Source organism: Stenotrophomonas sp. PUT21 (assembly GCF_052232875.1).
In the GTDB taxonomy this organism is placed as follows: Bacteria; Pseudomonadota; Gammaproteobacteria; order Xanthomonadales; family Xanthomonadaceae; genus Stenotrophomonas; species Stenotrophomonas maltophilia_N.
This window is the reverse complement of the sequence record NZ_CP197645.1, coordinates 3,332,631-3,352,467: the sequence shown is the minus strand read 5'-3', so window position 1 is coordinate 3,352,467 and position 19,837 is coordinate 3,332,631. Positions and strand designations below refer to the sequence as shown.

Genomic DNA, 19,837 nt, shown 5'->3' with positions numbered 1-19,837 from the left:
GTATATTTGCGCCCCACTGATCCTCAGCGAGGACTGCCTGTGAAAGCGGGCGGGTCTCGTTTCGGATATTTGCCGTCATTTGCTGCCTGTTTGTCGTCATTCTTCGCTTTTATCGGAAGTTGGGCTGCAGGCGCGCCCTTTTCCGTCTGCGAGCTCCTACCGCCATGTCCAGAACCCCATACCGTCTTCTCGCGCTGTCCCTCGCGATCGCCCTGACCGTGTCCGCCTGTGGCGGTGGTGAGCAGGAGGGTCCGCAGGGCGGGCCTGGCCAGGTCACCGTGGCCACCCTGAAGGCCGAGCAGGTGGGCCTGACCCGCGAACTGCCCGGCCGCACCAATGCCTTCCTGGTCGCCGAAGTGCGCCCGCAGGTCAACGGCATCGTCGCCAAGCGCCTGTTCACCGAAGGGGGCCTGGTCACCGCGGGGCAGCCGCTGTACCAGCTTGATGACGCCAGCTACCGCGCCCAGGCCAACAGCGCCCGCGCCCAGCTGGCCCGCGCCGAAGCCACCGCCAATGCCGCGCGCCTGAGCGCCAGGCGCATCGGTGAGCTGGCCAAGGTCGAAGCGGTCAGCACCCAGGACAACGAAAACGCGATCGCCGCGCTCAAGCAGGCCGAGGCCGATGTGGGCGCCGCACGTGCCGCGCTGGATGCGGCCAACGTGACGCTGGGTTACGCCCGCATCACCGCGCCGATCAGCGGCCGCATCGGCAAGTCGTCGGTCACCCAGGGCGCGCTGGTCAGCGCCGGCCAGGCCGAAGCGCTGGCCACCGTGCAGCAGTTGAACCCGATCTATGTCGATCTGACCCAGTCCGCCAGCGAGCTGCTGCAGCTGCGCCGCGAGCTGGCCAGCGGCCGCCTGCAGGACAACCAGACCCTGCCGGTGACGATCCTGCTCGACGACGGCACCGAGTTCGACCACAAGGGCACCCTGGAATTCTCCGAAGTCAGCGTGGACCCGACCACCGGCAGCTACGCGCTGCGGGTCAAGGTCGAAAACCCGGACCAGGTGCTGATGCCGGGCATGTACGTGCGTGCGCAGGTGGGCAGCGGCGTGCGCGAGAACGCGATCCTGGTGCCGATGCAGGGCATCGCCCGCGATCCCAAGGGCGATACCAGCGCCATGGTGGTCGGCAAGGACGACAAGGTCGAAGTGCGACAGGTCAAGGTCAGCCGTTCGCTCGGCGACAAGTGGCTGGTGGAAGACGGGCTCAAGGCCGGTGACAAGGTCATCGTCGAAGGCCTGCAGAAGATCCAGCCGGGCATGCCCGTGCAGGCCACCGAAATGGGCGCGGCCCCGGCCAAGCCGGCCGCCGCGCCGGCGGCTCCCGCCGCCCAGCAGTAACCGGAGAATTCCATGGCACGTTTTTTCATTGATCGCCCCATCTTCGCGTGGGTGATTGCGATCATCATCATGCTCGCCGGTGGCCTGGCGGTGCTCAAGCTGCCGGTGTCGATGTACCCGGAAGTGGCACCGCCGGCTGTCGAGATCAGCGCCAACTATCCGGGTGCATCGGCCAAGGTGGTCGAGGACTCGGTGACGCAGATCATCGAGCAGAACATGAAGGGCCTGGACGGCCTGATCTACTTCTCCTCCAACAGCTCCTCCAATGGCCAGGCCACGATCACGCTGACCTTCCAGAGCGGCACCGACCCGGACATCGCCCAGGTGCAGGTGCAGAACAAGCTGCAGCTGGCCATGCCGCTGCTGCCGCAGGAAGTGCAGCGCCAGGGCATCAACGTGGCCAAGTCGAGCAGCGGCTTCTTGCAGGTGCTGGGCTTCGTGTCTGAAGACGGCAGCATGGATGCCAACGACATCTCCGATTACGTCGGCTCCAACATCGTCGATCCGCTGAGCCGCGTGCCGGGCGTGGGCAACATCCAGGTGTTCGGTGGCAAGTACGCCATGCGCATCTGGCTGGACCCCAACAAGCTGCATACCTACAAGCTGTCCACCGCCGAAGTGATCGCGGCGATCACCGCGCAGAACGCGCAGGTCGCCATCGGCCAGCTCGGCGGCGCGCCGTCGATCAAGGGCCAGCAGCTCAACGCCACCATCAACGCGCAGGACCGCCTGCAGACGCCGGAGCAGTTCCGCAACATCATCGTGCGCAGCGCGCAGGACGGTGCCGAACTGCGCCTGGCCGACGTGGCCCGCGTGGAGCTGGGGGCCGAATCGTACGACTTCGTGACCCGCTACAACGGCAAGCCGTCCTCGGGTATCGCGATCACCCTGGCCACCGGCGCCAACGCGCTGGCCACCGCCAACGGCGTGCGTGCCACCCTGGATGAAATGGCCCCGAACTTCCCGGCCGGCCTGAAGGCGGTGGTGCCGTATGACACCACGCCGTTCGTGCAGGTCTCGATCAAGGGCGTCATCAAGACCCTGATCGAAGCCATCGTGCTGGTGTTCCTGGTGATGTACCTGTTCCTGCAGAACTTCCGCGCGACCCTGATCCCGACGATCGCGGTGCCGGTGGTGCTGCTGGGTACGTTCGGCATCCTGGCCGCGCTGGGCTTCTCGGTGAACATGCTGACCATGTTCGCGATGGTGTTGGCGATCGGCCTGCTGGTCGATGACGCGATCGTGGTGGTGGAGAACGTCGAGCGGATCATGTCCGAAGAGGGCCTGTCACCGCTGGAAGCGACACGCAAATCGATGAGCCAGATCACCGGCGCGCTGGTCGGCATCGGCCTGGTGCTGTCGGCGGTGTTCGTGCCGATGGCCTTCATGAGCGGTGCCACCGGCGTCATCTACCGCCAGTTCTCGGCCACCATCGTCTCGGCGATGGCGCTGTCGGTGCTGGTCGCCATCGTGCTGACCCCGGCGCTGTGCGCGACCATGCTCAAGCCGCTCAAGAAGGGCGAGCACCACGTGGCCCACAAGGGCTGGTCGGGTCGCTTCTTCAACGCCTTCAACCGTGGTTTCGACAGCTCCAGCGCGAAGTATCAGCGTGGCGTGCGCGGCATCCTCGGCCGTCCGTGGCGCTTCATGGGGGTGTTCGCTGCGCTCGCGCTGGTGATGGGCCTGCTGTTCATGCGCCTGCCCAGTTCGTTCCTGCCCAATGAAGACCAGGGCATCCTGATGGCGCTGGTGCAGACCCCGGTTGGTGCCACCCAGGAACGTACGCTGGAATCGATCGACAAGCTCGAAAAGCACTTCATGGAGAACGAGGCCGACGCGATCGAGTCGATCTTCTCCGTGCAGGGCTTCAGCTTCGCCGGCATGGGCCAGAACGCGGGCATGGCCTTCGTCAAGCTCAAGGACTGGAAGGACCGTGATGCCGACCAGGGCGCGATGCCGATCACCGGCCGTGCCATGGCCGCGCTGGGCGGGATCAAGGACGCCTTCATCTTCGCCTTCCCGCCGCCGGCGATGCCGGAGCTGGGTATCGGTTCGGGCTACACCTTCTTCCTGAAGGACACCAGCGGTGCCGGTCACCAGGCGCTGCTGGATGCACGCAACCAGCTGCTCGGCATGGCCGGGCAGAGCAAGCTGCTGGCCAACGTGCGCCCGAACGGGCAGGAAGACACCCCGCAGCTGCGCATCGATATCGATGTCGGCAAGGCCAGTGCGCTGGGTCTGTCGCTGGAGGCGGTCAATACGACGCTGGCGGCGGCCTGGGGCAGCAGCTACATCGATGACTTCATCGACCGTGGCCGGGTCAAGCGCGTGTATGTGCAGTCCGACGCGCCGTTCCGCATGAACCCGGAAGACTTCAACCTGTGGTCGGTGAAGAACACCGCCGGTGAGATGGTGCCGTTCTCGGCCTTCGCCAGTCAGCGATGGGATTACGGTTCGCCGCGCCTGGAGCGCTACAACGGCGTGTCCGCGATGGAGATCCAGGGTGAGCCGGCGCAGGGCGTGGCCTCGGGCGATGCGATGAACGAAGTGGAGAAGCTCGCCAAGCAGCTGCCGGCCGGTTTCGACATCGAGTGGACCGCGCTGTCGTACCAGGAACGCCAGGCCGGTTCGCAGACACCGCTGCTGTACACGCTGTCGCTGCTGATCGTGTTCCTGTGCCTGGCCGCGCTGTATGAAAGCTGGAGCGTGCCGACCTCGGTGCTGCTGGTGGCGCCGCTGGGCATCCTCGGCGCGGTGCTGGCCAACACCTTCCGCGGCATGGAGCGCGACATCTACTTCCAGGTGGCGATGCTGACCACGGTGGGCCTGACCAGCAAGAACGCGATCCTGATCGTGGAGTTTGCGAAGGAAAACCTGGAGAAGGGCGCGGGCCTGATCGAGGCGACGATGCATGCCGTGCGCGACCGTCTGCGCCCGATCATCATGACCTCGCTGGCCTTCGGCCTGGGCGTGCTGCCGCTGGCGATCGCCTCCGGTGCCGGTTCGGGCGCACAGCAGGCCATCGGTACCGGCGTGCTGGGCGGCATGCTGGTCGGCACGCTGCTGGGTGTGTTCTTCATCCCGCTGTTCTTCGTGGTGGTGCAGCGCGTGTTCAATCGCAAGAAGTACGGCAAGAATGCTGGAGGTTCCGATGCGTAAGCCCATGATGGCCAGCGTGGCGCTGGCCGTGAGCCTGGTGCTGTCCGGCTGCTCGACACTGGAGCCGCGCAGCACTGAAGTCGCTCCGGCGATTCCCTCGCAGTGGCCGGCAGCGGTCACTGCCGGGGCGCCGGCCACGCCGACGGCTGAGGTGGCCGACATCGGCTGGCGCGATTTCTTCGTCGATCCGCGCCTGCAGGCGGTGATCACCCAGTCGCTGGAGAACAACCGCGACCTGCGCGTGGCCGTGCTCAATGTCGAGCGTGCCCGGGCGCAGTACCGCATCCAGCGCGCCGACCGCGTGCCGGCGGTCGGGGTGCAGGGGCAGATGACCCGCAGTGGTGGCGATGCACCGGTGACCGAGCAGTTCAGTGCCAACCTCGGCGTGGTCGAGTTCGAGCTGGATCTGTTCGGGCGCGTGCGCAACCTCAGCCAAGCGGCGCTGCAGCAGTACTTCGCCGAGGCGGCCAACCGCCGCAGCGCACAGCTGTCGCTGGTGGCCGAGGTGGCCAATGCGTGGCTGACCCTGGGCGCGGACAGCGAGCAGCTGCGGATCGCGCAGGCGACGCTGGCCACCTATGAGGACTCGCTGCGGCTGACCGAAGCCCGCCGGGAACTCGGTGGCGCCTCGGCATTGGAACTGAGCCAGACCCGCACCCTGGTGGAAACCGCGCGCACCGATGTGGCGCGCTTTGCCGGGCAGGTCGCGCAGGACCGCAATGCGCTGGTGCTGCTGGCCGGTGGGCCGGTCGATGCCACGCTGCTGCCGCAGGCCGAGGTGACCGAGGTCGCCAGCGTGCGGCCGCTGCCGGCCGGGATGCCGGGCGATGTGCTGCTGCGGCGGCCGGACGTCATGGCCGCCGAGCACGTGCTGCTCTCGGCCAACGCCAACATCGGTGCCGCGCGCGCGGCGTTCTTCCCGTCGATCAGCCTGACCGGCAGCATCGGATCGGCCTCGTCGGAGCTGTCGGGCCTGTTCGACAGCGGCACGCGCGTGTGGAGCTTCATTCCCAAGCTCAACCTGCCGATCTTCCAGGGCGGCAAGCTGCGCGCGAACCTGGGCATGGCCACGGCTGACCGCGATATCGCGCTGGCACAGTACGAGAGGGCGATCCAGTCCGGTTTCCGCGAGGCGGCCGATGCGCTGGCACTCAACGAAAGCCTGGATGCACAGTTGTCTTCGCAGCAGGCGCTGGTGGCCGCGGCGGAGCAGGCGCAGCGGCTGTCGCAGGCGCGCTACGACGCCGGGCTGGACAGCTTCCTGACCCTGCTGGATGCACGGCGTACTGCGTATACCGCACGGCAGTCGCTGGTCAGCACGCAGCTGGCGCAGCAGTCCAACCAGGTGGCGCTGTACAAGGTGCTCGGCGGCGGTTGGCACGAGCGCGGGTGAGTCAGTGCGGGTGCGGCCAGCCGGTCGCACCCGTGCCGGTCATGGGTCGTCGGCGCGACCATCGCCATGGCAGCGCCGCGCGCGATCCAGCGCGTTGCCGGCTTCGCGCGCCATGCGTTCGTACTCGCGGCGGATTTCTTCCAGGCGCTCTTCGTCCAGCTCTTCCAGATCGAGCAGTTCGTTGTTGGCGTCTTTGCTCGCGCGGATCAGCTCATCGAGCTTGATCTGGATCGCGGCGGTGTCCGCGTTCTGGCTGTGCTGGATCAGGAACACCATCAGGAAGGTGATGATGGTGGTACCGGTGTTGATCACCAGTTGCCAGGTGTCGTTGAACCTGAAGATCGGCCCGCTCAGGGCCCAGACCACCACGATGGTGACCGCCGCCAGGAAGGTCCACGGCGTTCCCGCCGCATAGGACGCCTTCTTGGCGACAAGGTTGAAGAGACTGCGCAGTTTCATGAGGCACGACAGGCGATGGCCGGGGGTGCCTGCATCATTGGTGGGGCGCCGTGCAGGCGCTGTGCAGCCGGCGCGGGTCAGACGCGGGCATGCAGCCGCGGGCGCGAGGACAGGTCCTGGCGGCCGGCATGGTAGACGTGTTCCCAGCACTGGTCGACAAACTGGCGGGCCTGTTCTTCGGACAGGCGCGGCATGATCTGCAGCGCGTAGTGGGTCTGGAACATTTCATCGCGCTGCTCATCGCTGGCACGCGGTTGCGTGATCAGCGAATCGCAGGCGAATTTGATCCACGGCACGTAGTGGCCGAATGAGCCCGTCCCGAGGTTGCCGTCGGCATGACGCTGGCGCCAGTAGCTGACTTCGGCGTCGACATCGATGACGGCAGGGATGGAGATCTGGGCGGAGGACATGGTCACTTCAATATGGGAAGAAGGGAATCTGGATGATGGCGTAGGGCGCGGTGCATGTGATGTCATGGCGATGTGGAGCCGGTGTGGCGGCTTTCGCTGCGGTGATCGCCCAGCAGATGCGCGTGGCGGACCACGCCCAGGCGTTCGGCCAGGGTCGCCAGCCGGTTGCAGACCGCGACGCGGTGATGCGGATGGGACCGCGTCAACTCATCCTGGATCGCCTGGTAGGCATCCCAGAAAGGCGCGGCGTTGTGGTGGCGTGCGTAATGCACCTGCAGTCTTTCCCACGCGTCCATCAACGCAGGTTCGACGGAGGAGGTGCGGCGGGTTTGGGCATGCATGACGTCTCCTCGACGATGGTGCCCCCTGTGCAACCACCTTAAGACGTTCATGCACCGCGGTTGTTAGTGCCGCGTGTTCGCGCTGTCCCACTGCAGTGGACGTCGCGTGACGGCACTGCAGGCAGACACCCACGGGACAGGGCCTTGCGCGCCGCCCCGCTCACTGAAGCATTCAGAACGTGGCAGTGCCCGCGCGCTGCGTTTGAGCATCGCGCGGGCAGCTTCACCGCCGATCCGCGCGGAATCGGCTGCGCTTACTCGCCGATGTCTTCGTTCCAGACCTCGGGATGGGCGCTGATGAAGCCACCAAGCAGGTCGACGCAGGCCTGGCTCTGCATGTCGATCACCTTGACCCCGTTCTCGCGCAGCCACTCGATGCCGCCCTGGAAGGTGACCGACTCGCCGACCACCACGGTCCCGATGTTGAACTGGCGCACCAGCCCGCTGCAATACCAGCACGGGGCCAGGGTGGTCACCATGATGGTGTCCTGGTAACGGCGCTGGCGGCCGGCCTTGCGGAAGGCGTCGGTTTCGCCATGCACGGACGGGTCGCCTTCCTGCACGCGGCGGTTGTGGCCGCAGCCGAGCAGGCGGCCGTCGTTGTGGTACAGCGCGGCGCCGATCGGGATGCCGCCTTCGGCCAGGCCCTGGCGGGCTTCGGCGATGGCGGTTTCGAGCAGGGCGGCGTAGTCGGGGGTGGTGATCATGCGCAATCCAGGGACGTGAAGGCCTTCATGATAGTGGGCGGCCTGCCGCAACGGCGCCGGCGGTGCGATAATCGTCCCCATGAGCGAATCCCCCTACAAGACTGGCACCACCCATTTCGGCTTCCGCGATGTCGCTGCGAAGGACAAGCAGAAGCTGGTGGGCGAAGTGTTCACCTCGGTCGCGCGCAGCTACGACCTGATGAACGATCTGATGAGCCTGGGCATCCACCGGGCGTGGAAGCGCTACTACGTCGCCACCGCGCAGGTGAAGCCGGGCGACCGCGTGCTCGATCTGGCCGGCGGCACCGGCGATATCGCCGCGCTGATCAAGGAGCGGGTGGGGGACGAGGGTGAAGTGGTGCTGGGCGACATCAACGCCGGCATGCTCTCCGTCGGCCGTGACCGGCTGACCAACCGCGGCCTGGTCGCGGGCCTGAACTACGTGCAGTGCAACGCCGAGGCGCTGCCGTTCCCCGATGCGAGCTTCGATCTGGTCACCATCGCCTTCGGCCTGCGCAACGTGACCGACAAGGAAGCCGGCCTGCGCGAGATGCACCGCGTGCTCAAGGTGGGCGGCCAGGCGCGCGTGCTGGAGTTCTCCGAAGTCACCGCCGACTGGTTCAAGCCGATCTACGATTTCCACTCCTTCAAGATCCTGCCCAAGCTGGGCCAGCTGTTCGCGCGTGACGGCGACAGCTACCAGTACCTGGCCGAGAGCATCCGCAAGCATCCGCCGCAGGAACAGCTCAAGACCATGATGGCCGAGGCCGGTTTCGAGCGTTGCCATTACAAGAACCTGACCGGTGGCATCGTTTCGATTCACTCCGGCTACAAACTTTGAGACAGCGGTCCGGTTCCCGCTGAGGGGGCTCGGCCACACTGCAGGCAGGCTGTCGAAGAGGGCCTGCCATGCGCCTGTACCGCGGGCTTGCCCGTGTGTTTCCCCGCTCGTTCACCGCCAAGCTGATGGCGGTGGTGTTTCTTGGCCTGCACGTCCCGCTGCTGGTCCTGCTGCTGTGGATGGCCGCCACCGGCCACTATGAGCGCGGGATGATGTGGACCGTGGTCGGGGTGGTGCTGCTGGCCACGCTGCTCGGCACGGCGATGGCGATGATGGCGCTGTACCGCCTGATGGCGCCGCTGCGCCAGGCCGCCGATGCGCTGGAGGCCTACTACGATGAGCAACGCCTGCCACATCTGCCGGATCTGGGCCACGATGAAATCGGCCGGCTGCTGCGCAGCATCAACCGCAATCTGCATGGCGTGGATGCCGGCCTGCGCGACCTGCGCCGCAGCGTGCTGCTCGATCCGCTCACCCAGGCCTTGAACCGTCGTGGCTGCGAGCAGGCGCTGGCCGATTCTGCGGCCTGGGCCAGCGAAACGGACCGGCCGCTGACCCTGTTCGTGGTCGATCTGGACAACCTCAAGCCGATCAACGACGCCCACGGCCATCTGGCCGGCGACCAGGTGCTGGTGCGGCTGGTGGACACCGCGCGGCAGTGGCTGCGCGGCCCGGACTGGATCGGCCGCTGGGGCGGTGACGAATTCCTGCTGGCCGTGCACGCTGACGGCAACGAGGCGGGGGAGCGGGTGACCCGCTGGCTGGCGCAGCTGGCCGCGCCTGCGCGCGCCGGCGACCCGCCGGTGCGGGCCAGTGCCGGTGCGGCGGGCTATCGTCCCGGTGATGACCTGCGCGAGGCCTACCGGCGCGCCGATGCGGCGATGTACCGGGCCAAGTACGCCGGGGGCGGCCGCCTGCTGCGCGCGGAGGACTGAATGCGCGAACCGCCACGCGCGGCCTGCGCGGGCGCTCGGGACAGGGGGTAAACTGGTCGTTTCACCCTGATCGGTCCCGAGTTCATGCGATCTCCGTTCCTGTTGATTCCCCTGGCCGTCGCCCTGGCGTCCGGCTGCTCCAAAGAACCGGCGGCTCCGACCGTCGATCCCACTGCCACCGCCCCGGCGAGCACTGCCATGAAAGCCGACAGCCGCAGCCACGATGAAAGTTCCTACGCCGAGCCGGACAAGGTCGTCGTCAAGGACATCGCGCTGGACCTGAAGCTGGATTTCGACAGCAAGCAGATCGGCGGCACCGCGACCTACACGCTGGAGTGGAAGGACAAGGCCGCCAAGCAGCTGGTGCTCGACACCCGCGAGCTGAGCGTGGAGAAGGTCGAGGCGATCGCCGCCGACGGCAAGGCCGCGCCGCTGCCCTTCGTGCTGGCGCCGGCCGACAAGGTGTTCGGCAGCAAGCTGAGCATCGAGACGCCGGACCAGCCGGCCAAGGTCGTGATCACGTATCACACCGCACCGACCGCCTCGGGCCTGCAGTGGCTGGAGCCGTCGATGACCGAGGGCAAGAAGCTGCCCTTCATGTTCAGCCAGTCGCAGGCGATCCACGCCCGTTCCTGGGTGCCGCTGCAGGACACCCCGAGCGTGCGCTTCACCTACAGCGCGCACGTGGTCTCGCGCCCGGACGTGATGGTGCTGATGAGCGCCGACAACGATCCCAAGGCCGCGCGTGATGGGGATTACACCTTCAAGATGCCGCAGCCGATCCCGTCCTACCTGCTGGCCATCGCCGCCGGCGACCTGGTGTTCGAGCCGATCTCCGGCCGCTCCGGCGTGTGGGCCGAACCGACCATGGTCGGCAAGGCCGCCAAGGAGTTCGAAGACACCGAGAAGATGATCGGCGCCGCCGAGAAGCTCTACGGCGAGTACCGCTGGGGCCGCTACGACATGCTGGTGCTGCCGCCGTCGTTCCCGTTCGGTGGCATGGAAAACCCGCGCCTGACCTTCGCCACCCCGACCGTGATCGTCGGGGACAAGTCGCTGGTCTCGCTGGTCGCCCACGAGTTGGCGCACAGCTGGTCGGGTAACCTGGTGACCAACGCCAGCTGGAAGGACATCTGGCTCAACGAAGGGTTCACCACCTACGTGCAGGGCCGCATCACCGAGGCGCTGTATGGCCAGGAGATGGCCGAGATGGAGCGCGAGATCGACCAGAACGACCTGCTCGCCGAAGTGAAGGACATGAGTCCGGCCGACCAGGCCCTGGCGCTGCCGCCGCTGAGCGAGCGTGATCCGGACGAGGCATTGAGCCAGGTCGCCTACGTCAAGGGCGCGTGGTTCCTGCAGTTCCTGGAACAGCGCTTCGGCCGCGAGACCTTCGATCCGTTCCTGCGTGGCTGGTTCGATGATCACGCCTTCCAGAGCGCGAACACCGATCAGTTCATCGAGTACCTGAAGAAGAATCTGCTGTCCAAGAAGCCCGGCGCCGTCACCGATGCCGAGCTGAAGGCGTGGCTGGACGAGCCGGGCATTCCGTCGTTCGCGACCAAGGCCCGTTCGCGCAACTTCTCCATCGTCGATACCGCCCGCATCGCCTGGCAGGGCAGCAACACGCTGCCGAACGCACAGATCACCGGCGAGTGGGGCACCCAGGAATGGGTGCACTTCATCGACGGCCTGGGCAAGACCCTGCCGGTCGAGAAGCTGGCCGCGCTGGACAAGGCGTACCACTTCACCGGCACCGCCAACGGTGAAATCGCGATGCGCTGGTACCCGCTGACGATCCGCAGTGGCTACAGCCAAGCCAACGAAGCCGCCGGTGCCTTCATCGAACGCGTCGGTCGCCGCAAGCTGATCATGCCGATCTACGCCGAGCTGGTGAAGACGCCCGAAGGCCTGGCCTTCGCCAAGGCGGCCTTTGCCAAGGCCAAGCCGGGCTACCACCCGATCACCACCGGCTCGGTCCAGGACATGCTGGACAAGGCCGAGGCGGGCGCGGCCAAGCCGTAATCGCCAGAGGTATCGGTTGAACGAAAAACGGCGGGGAAACCCGCCGTTTTTCATGCCTGGGCGGCAGCGCTTACAGCGCGCGCACCGCCAGGAACATGTCCACGCAGTCGTGCATCACCTGCTGCTGCTGCGACGGCGTGAGCGAGGGCTGGCCGAAGGTGATCTGCGGCCAGAACGCAAAGGCCTTGAGCATCGCCTGCAACTGATGCGCGGCCTCCGCCGGCGGCATCTCCGTGCGCAGCCGGCCATCGGCCTGGGCCGCGCGGATCCAGCCGGTCAGGCCCTCTTCCTTCTCGGCCAGCTTGTCCATCATCGCGCGCGCACGCTCGGGGGCATGGACCAGTTCGGCCATCGCGACCCGCGAGAGATCGATGAAGCCGGGATCGTCCAGCAGGCGCATCTTCCGCGCGGCGAACACCAGCAACTGTTCGCGCAACGGCTGCTCGGGATCGTATGGCACGACATCCAGCGCCTGGCTGGCCTCGAACAGCTGCCACAGGATCGCGGCGAACAACTCGTCCTTGCTGGCGAAGTGGTTGTAGACGGTGCGCTTGGACACTTCGGCGGTGGCCGCGATGCGATCCATGCTGGTGCCGGCAAAGCCGAATTCGCGGAACTCGGCCACGGCCGCGCCGAGGATGGCCGCGCGTTTGCGGTCGGTCAGGCGGGTGGGGCGCTGGGAAGTGCTCATGTGCCCATTTTACACCGTTCAGTTTACTTTTCGAAAAAGGCAAGTAAACTCCCCGGTGTACTTTCCAGGGCAAGCCCCACATGAAACGTCGCCTGCCTCGTGTCCTCCTCCTTCTGACGGTGTTGATCGCCATGTCCATTGGCCTGTTGACCTGCGGTGCCCGCCCGGCGGCCGCCTACGACCAGTCGCCCCAGTTCGGCGACGGTCGCTTCCACAACCCCACCGGCAAGACCGACCTCGGCTTCTTCCGCACGGTCGGGGTGATGTGGCGCTTCCTGTTCAACAAGCCGGCCGATGCCAGCCCGCTGGCGCCGATCCCGGTGCAGGCGCTGACCCGCCAGGCCCTGCTCGACGCGCCGGACGACAGCCTGTGGCGGTTGGGGCATTCGACGATGCTGATGAAGCTGGACGGCCACTTCTGGCTGACCGACCCGGTATTTTCCGAGCGTGCCTCGCCGATGTCGTTCATGGGCCCCAAGCGCTTCCATGCGCCGCCGCTCACCATCGACGAACTGCCGCCGATCACCGGCGTGATCATCTCGCATGACCACTACGATCACCTCGATCACGACGCGATCCGGGCGCTGGCCCCCAAGGTGCAGCACTTCGTCACCGCGCTGGGCGTGGGCGATCGCCTGATCGCCTGGGGCGTACCGGCCGCGAAGGTCGTGCAGCTGGACTGGTGGCAGGACACCCGCGTGGACGGCCTGAAGATCGTCGCGACGCCGGCCCAGCATTTCTCCGGCCGCACCCTGGCCGATGGCAACCGCACGCTGTGGGCCTCGTGGGTGATCGATACCGGACGTACCCGGATCTTCTTCAGCGGTGACACCGGCTACTTCGATGGCTTCGCCCGCATCGGCGAACGCTACGGCCCGTTCGACCTGACCATGATTGAAACCGGCGCCTACGGCGAGGACTGGCCCGATGTGCACATGCAGCCCGAGCAGAGTCTGCAGGCGCATCTGGATGTACGTGGCAAGGTGCTGATGCCGATCCACAACGGCACCTTCGACCTGGCCCTGCACCCGTGGACCGAACCGTTCGAGCGCATCACCGCGCTGGCGCAGGAACAGGGCGTAGCGCTGACCGCACCGCATATGGGCGAACGCCTGGATATCCGCGCGCCGGCACCGTCCACCCACTGGTGGCGCGAAGGACAGCCAAGCGCGGAATGAGGCGGGCCATCATCGCGGCAACACCGGCGTGCGCGGCTTGGCGATAAAGTAGGCGCCGGCGCCGTGCGCGCCATCGTCCACTACGGAGCACGCGATGAAACGACTGATCCTGGTAGCGGCCTGCGCCTTCGCGCTGGCAGCCTGCAGCAACCCCGAAGCCGAACGCCAGGCGCAGCAGGCCGCCGCGGCCGCCGCCAAGGCGCAGCAGGAAGAAAAGGCCGAAGGCGTGGCCAAGCAGTACGACATGGCTGTCGCCGCGCAGGATTGGGAACGTGCCCGCATCCATGGTGGCTCGCTGCTGGACCAGTACAAGGACACCGACGTCGCCGCCCGGATCGAGCCGGGCTACGCCGAGGTCAAGGCCAAGGCCGAGGCCGCGCGCGAAACGCGTCGTCTGCAGGCCCTGTGGCAGTACAACCAGATCCCGGTCGGCACCAAGGGCATCCAGTCCTCGGCGCAGATCTACAGCAAGGAACGCGTGGACGTGGATGGCAGCGGCGCCAAGCCGGTGCAGCTGGTCTTCCGCGATCACCCCGAGTGGAAGCGGCACGCCTATCTGGTGCTGCAGGCCGGCGATTTCCGCTGCCCGAAGTGCCAGGTCAAGGTGACCGTCGACGATGGCAAGCCGGTCTCGATGGCGGCCTGGCGCCCGGACACCGATGAAGCGATCGCGATGTTCATCACCGACCAGAAAGCGCTGTGGAACCTGGCGCGCAAGGCCAAGGTGATCAGCATCGAGTTCCCGGTCAAGGCCGGTGGCACGCGCACGGCCGTGTTCGAAACCGGTGGCGTGGATGCGAGCCGGATGCCCGGGTGGTGGCAATGAGCCGGCGCCCGCCGGTGCGCAGACGCGTGCCGGGCGCGATCGCGGCACTGGCGGCACTGGCGGCCGTGGCGCTGTCGGCGTCGTCACCGGCCTTCGCCGACGCGGCCGCCGGCAGCGCGTTCGAGGTGCATGGCGAGCAGTTGCAGCACACCGTGCCAGCGGGGTGGACCCTGGCCTGGATGGAGGGTGATCGCAGCGGCAACGGTGAGGTGATGGCCGAGTATCTGCCTCCCGGTGAAGACATCCAGACCTGGCGTGGCGGCTATCTGCTGATCCGCCGGTTGCCGATGCCTTCAGCCGAGGTGTTGCAGCAGGTCGCGGCCAGCGGTGCGACCCTGGCGCAGGTTGGTATCACCCAGCAGCAGGAAAAGGCGAAGACGTTCTGCGCGGGACGCTTCACCCCGACGAGTGCGCGCAGCAACCGCTTCAACGGTGTCGAGTTCGCCGTGGCCGGTGGCTTCTGCGACAAGCTGGGTCCGGCGGCACCGTTCGGCGAAGGCGCGGTGGTGGCCTTCGTGCAGGGCAATGGGTTCATGCACCAGCTGCAGTACGGCTGGCGCCCGGCCGATGCGGCCGAGCTTCGGCGCAACAAGCCGTACCGGATCGAGCCGGCCCGGATCGCGGGGTACATGCAGGCCATCACCGCGACCACGCTGTGCGGCGGTGACCAGCAGCCCACCTGTACGCAACCGACCCCATGAGCGGGCTTGCGGCGATCCGTCACTGGGTGTTCGACATGGACGGCACGCTGACCGTCGCGGTGCACGATTTCCAGCGGATCAAGCGTGAGCTCGCGATTCCCGCGGACGAGGACATCCTCACCCACCTCGCCGCGCTGCCGGCCGAGGAGGCCGCAGCCAAGCATGCGTGGTTGCTCGCACACGAACGCGCGCTGGCCGGCGAGGCGCAGGCCGCCCCCGGCGCCGTCCCCCTGATCCGCGCGCTGCACGCCGCGGGCTGCCGGCTGGGCATTCTGACCCGCAACGCGCGCGAACTGGCCCAGGTGACGCTGCAGGCGATCGGCATCGGGGACGTGTTCGCCCTCGACGACATCATCGGCCGCGACGACGCCGAGCCCAAGCCGTCACCGGCGGGCCTGCGATATTTTGTGGAACGTTGGCAGGTCGATCCCGCCCGGGTGGTGATAGTCGGCGACTACCGCTTCGACCTGGAATGCGGCCGCGCCGCAGGCACCCGCACGATGCTGGTCAACACCCCGGACAACCCCTGGCCGGGCATGGCCTGCTGGCACCTGGCCGACTGCGGGCAGGTGCTGGCGACATGGGAAGCGGGCCGGGTTTCGGCCTGACCGCAGCGGCAAGTGCCTGCTGCATGATCCGCAGGCGGTGGGGCCGGAAAGCAGCCAGACATGGCCTGGCTCCAACCTCACCCCCCGATCCCCTTCTGGTGGAGAGCCCCCTTGTTGTCCAAAGGGGGCGCGCCAACGGCGCGGGGATAAGGTGGCATGCCATTGGGACCCGCGATTCGCCTCGGCGAATCGTGGGCCGCGTTTGATCGCAATGCGATCAAACGCTCAGCGCGTAACCAAACTGCTGCTTGAACTGCTCATTGAACTCATCGAACGTGAAGCGCTGGTTCTGGGTGCCCGGGTGCTCGACCTTCAGCGCGCCCATCAGGTTGCCCATGCGGCCGATGGTCAGCCAGTCGTAGCCCTTCTCGATGCCGTAGATCAGGCCGGCGCGGAATGCATCGCCGCAGCCGGTCGGGTCCACCACGCGGCGCTCGTGCGCCGGCGGGATGTCATAGGTCTTTTCCGGGGTATGGATGACCGCGCCCTTCGGGCCGCGGGTGGTGATGTAGGCCTTGACCCGGCTCACGATCTCCTTTTCATCCCAGCCGGTGCGCTCCTGCAGCAGGTTGGACTCGTAGTCGTTCACGACGACGTAGTCGGCCTGCTCGATGAAGGTGCGCAGCTCCGGGCCGTTGAACAGCGGCATGGCCTGGCCCGGGTCGAAGATGAACGGTACGCCGGCCTCGAAGAACTCCTGCGAATTCTGGATCATGCCCTCGCGCCCGTCCGGGCCGACCAGGCCCAGGGTCACGCCCGGCACGTCCTTCACGTGGTTCTCGTAGGACCGCATCATCGCGCCCGGGTGGAAGGCGGTGATCTGGTTGTTGTCGTGATCGGTCGTGATGAACGCCTGCGGGGTGAACAGCTCATCGATCACCTTGACCCGGCTCAGGTCGATGCCCAGGCCCTGGAAGTACTCGCGGTACGGGCCGAAGTCCGAGCCCACGGTGCCCATCGGGATCGGCTCGCCACCCAGCAGGTACAGGTTGTAGGCGATGTTGCCGGCGCAACCGCCGAATTCACGACGCATGCGCGGCACCAGGAACGACACATTCAGGATGTGCACCTTGTCCGGCAGGATGTGATTCTTGAACTGGTCCGGGAACACCATGATGGTGTCGAAGGCAAGAGAACCACAGATCAAAGCGGACATCGAGTAAGGCCTATGCGGAAGGGGGTTTGAGGCCCGTCGGGCGGGCAACGAAACGGCGCCCTGCGGCGCCCTGCGGCGCAAAGGTTAACGGGTAGGGCGGCTTTGGGCCAGAACCCGGGCTGTCCGGATTGGCCTGAATGGCCGTGAAGGCTGGCTTTCGGCCAGATTTGTCCTTGCTCGCGCACAGGGGGATTGCTAGGCTTGTCGGCCTCGAATTCTGCCCATTTTTTCGCCATCCCGCGTTGGGCGCGACACCCCTCAGGATCAACTCCCAGATGTTCAAGAAACTGCGTGGCATGTTCTCCAATGACCTGTCCATCGACCTGGGCACGGCCAACACCCTCATCTACGTGCGTGGGCAGGGGATCGTGCTGAACGAGCCGTCGGTCGTGGCCGTGCGCCAGGACCGTGCCATCGGTGGTACCCGTTCCGTGGCTGCCGTGGGCGCCGAGGCCAAGCAGATGCTCGGCCGTACCCCGGGCCATATCACCACCATCCGCCCGATGAAGGACGGCGTCATCGCCGACTTCACCTACACCGAGGCGATGCTCAAGCACTTCATCAAGAAGGTCCACAAGTCGCGCTTCCTGCGCCCGAGCCCGCGCGTGCTGGTCTGCGTGCCGGCCGGCTCGACCCAGGTCGAGCGCCGCGCCATCAAGGAATCGGCCGAGGAGGCCGGTGCGCGCGATGTGTTCCTGATCGAAGAGCCGATGGCGGCTGCGATCGGCGCCGGCATGCCGGTCACCGAAGCGCGCGGCTCGATGGTCATCGACATCGGCGGCGGCACCACCGAAGTGGCGGTGATCTCGCTCAACGGCATCGTCTACTCGGCCTCCGTGCGCATCGGCGGCGACCGCTTCGACGAGTCGATCACCAACTACGTGCGCCGCAACCACGGCATGCTGATCGGTGAAGCCACCGCCGAGCGGATCAAGGTCGAGCTGGGCTGCGCCTACCCGCAGGCGGAAGTGATCGAGATGGAAATCTCCGGCCGCAACCTCGCCGAGGGCGTGCCGAAGATGATCAAGATCAACTCCAACGAGGTGCTGGAAGCCCTGCACGAGCCGCTTTCGGGCATCGTCAGCGCGGTCAAGCTGGCGCTGGAGCAGACCCCGCCGGAACTGTGCGCCGACGTCGCCGAGCGCGGCATCGTGCTGACCGGTGGTGGCGCCCTGCTGCGCGACATGGACCGTCTGATCTCCGAAGAGACCGGCCTGCACGTGCAGGTGGCCGATGACCCGCTGACCTGCGTGGCCCGCGGTGGTGGTCGTGCGCTGGAACTGGTGGACATGCACGGCAACGAGTTCTTTGCGCCGGAGTAAGCCGTACCGGCCGTGTATCGTGGACGCGCCTCTGCGGCGTGATGCCGGTGGGCCCCGCTCACCGGGCATCGCCTCGCCGGGGCGTTGTCGCATGCTGTTCCCGCTGCGCTGTGCTGCAACGCGCTTCACTCCCACTTTTCCCAGTCGACGCCTGTGCCGCCTTACGCCGGTCCTCCCGTAGCCTCCCGCCAGGGCGATGCCGCCAGTCCCCTGCGCCTGCTCGCTTACCTGGCCCTGGCCATCACCCTGATCGTGCTCGATGACCAGGCCGGCTGGCTGTCGCGCCTGCGCGCGCAGGCCAACGTGCTGGTGCAGCCGGTGTGGGCACTGGCCGGCCTGCCGGGCCGGCTCGGCACCCAGGTCAAGGACAACGCGGCCAGCCACGGCCAGCTCGTCACCGAGAACCGCGAGCTGCGCAACCAGCTGTTGATCGCCAATGCGCGCCTGACCCGCCTGCAGACCGCCGCGCTGGACAACGCCCAGCTGCGCGAACTGCTCAACGTGGCCGAGCGCAGCGGGCTGGACGTACAGCTTGCCCCGATCCTGGATATCGACCTGGACCCGGTGCGCCAGCGCCTGGTGCTGGCCGCCGGTACCCGTGACGGCGTGCACGTCGGCCAGGCGGTGATCGACGCCGGTGGCCTGATGGGCCAGGTGATCGCCACCACCGGCAACAGCGCGACGGTGCTGCTGCTCACCGACCCCGATCATGCCGTGCCGGTCACCGTGGCCCGCAACGGCGTGCGGCTGATCGTCTATGGCCGCGGCGACAAGTTGGAACTGCGCGATATCCCGCTCAGTGCCGGGGTGGAAGTCGGCGATGAGATCGTCACCTCCGGATTGGGCGGCCGCTTCCCGGCCGGCTTCCCGGTCGGCAGCATCACCGCGCTGCGTCCGGATGACACCCATGCCTTCCTGGTCGGCGAACTGAAGCCGGCCGCCCAGCTCGACCGTGGCCGCGACGTCCTGCTGCTGCGTCCGGGCGAAGCGATCCATCTTCCGCCGAACCTGCGCCGCGACGCCGCTGAAGCGGGTGGCCCGGCGGCATCGCCGCTGCAGGACGGTCGTCCGGCGGGCAGCGCGGCACCGGCTGGCGCTCCCCCCGCAGGCACCGCACCGACGAGCGTGCCGGCCAACGTGCCGCAGGCCAACCGGCCCGGCCCGGCCGCGCCGGTACCGGTGGCGGTCCCGCGTCGGGCCACGGCATCGCCCGCGCCCGCGCCTGAAACCGGCGCCACGCCGCCGGAGGAACAACGATGAGCCGCCTGCGCGATAAACCCTGGGTGCTGCCGGTCAGTCTGGTGGTGGCGCTGCTGCTTGGCCTGCTGCCGTTGCCGGCGCTGCTGCAGCCGCTGCGGCCGTACTGGCTGGCGCTGGTGCTGGCCTATTGGGTGATCGAAACGCCGGACCGGGTCGGGCTGGGCATCGCCTTCGCCAGCGGCGTGATCGCCGATCTGCTCTACGGCGGCGTGCTCGGCGAGCAGGCGCTGCGGCTGGTGATCCTGACCTTCATCCTGCAGCGCTTCCGCGCGCGGATCCGCTTCTTCCCGATGTCCCAGCAGATCCTGGCGATCGGCGGGCTGCTGTTCAACGACCGCATCGTCAGCGCGGTGGTGCACATCGTGGTCGGCGAGCCGACCCTGCCGTGGTCGTACTGGTGGGCGCCGCTGCTGGGCATGGCGCTGTGGCCGCTGGTGTTCGTGCTGCTGGACGCGCTGCGCTTCGGGCGACGCGGGCGCTGA

At 67.2% G+C, this 19,837-nt stretch carries 19 protein-coding genes; 13 read left to right on the top strand and 6 right to left on the bottom strand.

What is annotated here, in order from left to right; translation table 11 throughout:
• The first annotated feature begins 164 nt into the window (after positions 1-164).
• The 3 genes from smeD to ACTT2I_RS15165 are packed head-to-tail and all read left to right on the top strand — an operon-like array spanning position 165 to position 5,895.
• Complete coding sequence (gene smeD / locus ACTT2I_RS15175; RefSeq protein WP_070471921.1) at positions 165-1,343, top strand: multidrug efflux RND transporter periplasmic adaptor subunit SmeD; 1,179 nt, start codon at positions 165-167, stop codon at positions 1,341-1,343.
• A 12-nt stretch (positions 1,344-1,355) separates the two neighbouring features.
• Positions 1,356-4,502 carry a multidrug efflux RND transporter permease subunit SmeE gene (smeE, locus tag ACTT2I_RS15170; protein WP_088433811.1) on the top strand — a complete coding sequence of 1,049 codons (3,147 nt, stop codon included), beginning with the start codon at positions 1,356-1,358 and terminating at the stop codon, positions 4,500-4,502.
• Positions 4,495-5,895: an efflux transporter outer membrane subunit gene (locus ACTT2I_RS15165; protein ID WP_421098959.1), complete on the top strand. Its 1,401-nt coding sequence runs from the start codon at positions 4,495-4,497 to the stop codon at positions 5,893-5,895. Before smeE ends, ACTT2I_RS15165 begins: the two co-directional genes overlap by 8 nt.
• A 39-nt stretch (positions 5,896-5,934) precedes the next feature.
• Here ACTT2I_RS15165 and ACTT2I_RS15160 read toward each other — a convergent pair whose 3' ends face one another.
• The 4 genes from ACTT2I_RS15160 to ACTT2I_RS15145 all read right to left on the bottom strand — a co-directional run bounded on the left by ACTT2I_RS15160 (position 5,935) and on the right by ACTT2I_RS15145 (position 7,812).
• On the bottom strand, positions 5,935-6,354 hold the full coding sequence (locus ACTT2I_RS15160) for a low affinity iron permease family protein (RefSeq protein ID WP_088433813.1): 420 nt from the start codon (positions 6,352-6,354) through the stop codon (positions 5,935-5,937).
• A gap of 77 nt (positions 6,355-6,431) precedes the next feature.
• Positions 6,432-6,764: a hypothetical protein gene (locus ACTT2I_RS15155; protein WP_019186055.1), complete on the bottom strand. Its 333-nt coding sequence runs from the start codon at positions 6,762-6,764 to the stop codon at positions 6,432-6,434.
• 62 nt (positions 6,765-6,826) lie between these two features.
• A complete protein-coding gene (locus ACTT2I_RS15150) occupies positions 6,827-7,105 on the bottom strand; it encodes a hypothetical protein (protein ID WP_088433814.1) in 279 nt (92 codons plus the stop codon).
• 254 nt (positions 7,106-7,359) lie between these two features.
• A complete protein-coding gene (locus ACTT2I_RS15145) occupies positions 7,360-7,812 on the bottom strand; it encodes a nucleoside deaminase (RefSeq protein ID WP_421098960.1) in 453 nt (150 codons plus the stop codon).
• A gap of 79 nt (positions 7,813-7,891) precedes the next feature.
• On the opposite strand from ACTT2I_RS15145, the gene ubiE reads away from it, so the two are divergent.
• The 3 genes from ubiE to ACTT2I_RS15130 all read left to right on the top strand — a co-directional run bounded on the left by ubiE (position 7,892) and on the right by ACTT2I_RS15130 (position 11,613).
• Positions 7,892-8,653 (top strand): bifunctional demethylmenaquinone methyltransferase/2-methoxy-6-polyprenyl-1,4-benzoquinol methylase UbiE, encoded by a 762-nt coding sequence (ubiE, locus tag ACTT2I_RS15140; protein ID WP_070471930.1) that lies wholly within the window; start codon positions 7,892-7,894, stop codon positions 8,651-8,653.
• A gap of 68 nt (positions 8,654-8,721) precedes the next feature.
• Positions 8,722-9,588, top strand: coding sequence for a GGDEF domain-containing protein (locus ACTT2I_RS15135; RefSeq protein ID WP_088433816.1), 867 nt, complete (start codon positions 8,722-8,724; stop codon positions 9,586-9,588).
• Between the two features lie 84 nt (positions 9,589-9,672).
• On the top strand, positions 9,673-11,613 hold the full coding sequence (locus tag ACTT2I_RS15130; RefSeq protein ID WP_088433817.1) for a M1 family metallopeptidase: 1,941 nt from the start codon (positions 9,673-9,675) through the stop codon (positions 11,611-11,613).
• A 70-nt stretch (positions 11,614-11,683) separates the two neighbouring features.
• On the opposite strand, the gene ACTT2I_RS15125 is transcribed toward ACTT2I_RS15130, so the two are convergent.
• Positions 11,684-12,304 carry a TetR/AcrR family transcriptional regulator gene (locus ACTT2I_RS15125; protein ID WP_088433818.1) on the bottom strand — a complete coding sequence of 207 codons (621 nt, stop codon included), beginning with the start codon at positions 12,302-12,304 and terminating at the stop codon, positions 11,684-11,686.
• Between the two features lie 131 nt (positions 12,305-12,435).
• Between ACTT2I_RS15125 and ACTT2I_RS15120 the strand changes: the two genes are divergently transcribed.
• The 4 genes from ACTT2I_RS15120 (at position 12,436) to ACTT2I_RS15105 (ending at position 15,617) form a co-directional block, all read left to right on the top strand.
• On the top strand, positions 12,436-13,482 hold the full coding sequence (locus ACTT2I_RS15120) for an MBL fold metallo-hydrolase (RefSeq protein WP_216359465.1): 1,047 nt from the start codon (positions 12,436-12,438) through the stop codon (positions 13,480-13,482).
• 94 nt (positions 13,483-13,576) lie between these two features.
• On the top strand, positions 13,577-14,308 hold the full coding sequence (locus ACTT2I_RS15115; protein ID WP_421098961.1) for a hypothetical protein: 732 nt from the start codon (positions 13,577-13,579) through the stop codon (positions 14,306-14,308).
• On the top strand, positions 14,305-15,009 hold the full coding sequence (locus ACTT2I_RS15110) for a hypothetical protein (RefSeq protein ID WP_421098962.1): 705 nt from the start codon (positions 14,305-14,307) through the stop codon (positions 15,007-15,009). The genes ACTT2I_RS15115 and ACTT2I_RS15110 overlap by 4 nt, the downstream gene beginning before the upstream one ends.
• The gene (locus ACTT2I_RS15105) at positions 15,006-15,617 is read left to right on the top strand and encodes an HAD family hydrolase (protein ID WP_421098963.1); all 612 of its coding nucleotides are present in this window, start codon (positions 15,006-15,008) and stop codon (positions 15,615-15,617) included. Before ACTT2I_RS15110 ends, ACTT2I_RS15105 begins: the two co-directional genes overlap by 4 nt.
• A 217-nt stretch (positions 15,618-15,834) precedes the next feature.
• On the opposite strand, the gene ACTT2I_RS15100 is transcribed toward ACTT2I_RS15105, so the two are convergent.
• Positions 15,835-16,773: a carbohydrate kinase family protein gene (locus tag ACTT2I_RS15100; protein WP_088433823.1), complete on the bottom strand. Its 939-nt coding sequence runs from the start codon at positions 16,771-16,773 to the stop codon at positions 15,835-15,837.
• 275 nt (positions 16,774-17,048) lie between these two features.
• On the opposite strand from ACTT2I_RS15100, the gene ACTT2I_RS15095 reads away from it, so the two are divergent.
• From ACTT2I_RS15095 to mreD, 3 genes are all read left to right on the top strand, one after another.
• Positions 17,049-18,095 (top strand): rod shape-determining protein, encoded by a 1,047-nt coding sequence (locus ACTT2I_RS15095; protein WP_019186044.1) that lies wholly within the window; start codon positions 17,049-17,051, stop codon positions 18,093-18,095.
• Between the two features lie 153 nt (positions 18,096-18,248).
• Positions 18,249-19,355 carry a rod shape-determining protein MreC gene (gene mreC, locus ACTT2I_RS15090; protein ID WP_421098964.1) on the top strand — a complete coding sequence of 369 codons (1,107 nt, stop codon included), beginning with the start codon at positions 18,249-18,251 and terminating at the stop codon, positions 19,353-19,355.
• On the top strand, positions 19,352-19,837 hold the full coding sequence (gene mreD / locus ACTT2I_RS15085) for a rod shape-determining protein MreD (protein WP_019186042.1): 486 nt from the start codon (positions 19,352-19,354) through the stop codon (positions 19,835-19,837). The genes mreC and mreD overlap by 4 nt, the downstream gene beginning before the upstream one ends.

Bases quoted from the DNA above. Each gene is read 5' to 3' on its own strand.
- smeD (WP_070471921.1), top strand. From the start codon at position 165: ATGTCCAGAACCCCATACCGTCTTCTCGCGCTGTCCCTCGCGATCGCC.
- smeE (WP_088433811.1), top strand. From the start codon at position 1,356: ATGGCACGTTTTTTCATTGATCGCCCCATCTTCGCGTGGGTGATTGCG.
- ACTT2I_RS15165 (WP_421098959.1), top strand. From the start codon at position 4,495: ATGCGTAAGCCCATGATGGCCAGCGTGGCGCTGGCCGTGAGCCTGGTG.
- ACTT2I_RS15160 (WP_088433813.1), bottom strand. From the start codon at position 6,354: ATGAAACTGCGCAGTCTCTTCAACCTTGTCGCCAAGAAGGCGTCCTAT.
- ACTT2I_RS15155 (WP_019186055.1), bottom strand. From the start codon at position 6,764: ATGTCCTCCGCCCAGATCTCCATCCCTGCCGTCATCGATGTCGACGCC.
- ACTT2I_RS15150 (WP_088433814.1), bottom strand. From the start codon at position 7,105: ATGCATGCCCAAACCCGCCGCACCTCCTCCGTCGAACCTGCGTTGATG.
- ACTT2I_RS15145 (WP_421098960.1), bottom strand. From the start codon at position 7,812: ATGATCACCACCCCCGACTACGCCGCCCTGCTCGAAACCGCCATCGCC.
- ubiE (WP_070471930.1), top strand. From the start codon at position 7,892: ATGAGCGAATCCCCCTACAAGACTGGCACCACCCATTTCGGCTTCCGC.
- ACTT2I_RS15135 (WP_088433816.1), top strand. From the start codon at position 8,722: ATGCGCCTGTACCGCGGGCTTGCCCGTGTGTTTCCCCGCTCGTTCACC.
- ACTT2I_RS15130 (WP_088433817.1), top strand. From the start codon at position 9,673: ATGCGATCTCCGTTCCTGTTGATTCCCCTGGCCGTCGCCCTGGCGTCC.
- ACTT2I_RS15125 (WP_088433818.1), bottom strand. From the start codon at position 12,304: ATGAGCACTTCCCAGCGCCCCACCCGCCTGACCGACCGCAAACGCGCG.
- ACTT2I_RS15120 (WP_216359465.1), top strand. From the start codon at position 12,436: ATGTCCATTGGCCTGTTGACCTGCGGTGCCCGCCCGGCGGCCGCCTAC.
- ACTT2I_RS15115 (WP_421098961.1), top strand. From the start codon at position 13,577: ATGAAACGACTGATCCTGGTAGCGGCCTGCGCCTTCGCGCTGGCAGCC.
- ACTT2I_RS15110 (WP_421098962.1), top strand. From the start codon at position 14,305: ATGAGCCGGCGCCCGCCGGTGCGCAGACGCGTGCCGGGCGCGATCGCG.
- ACTT2I_RS15105 (WP_421098963.1), top strand. From the start codon at position 15,006: ATGAGCGGGCTTGCGGCGATCCGTCACTGGGTGTTCGACATGGACGGC.
- ACTT2I_RS15100 (WP_088433823.1), bottom strand. From the start codon at position 16,773: ATGTCCGCTTTGATCTGTGGTTCTCTTGCCTTCGACACCATCATGGTG.
- ACTT2I_RS15095 (WP_019186044.1), top strand. From the start codon at position 17,049: ATGTTCAAGAAACTGCGTGGCATGTTCTCCAATGACCTGTCCATCGAC.
- mreD (WP_019186042.1), top strand. From the start codon at position 19,352: ATGAGCCGCCTGCGCGATAAACCCTGGGTGCTGCCGGTCAGTCTGGTG.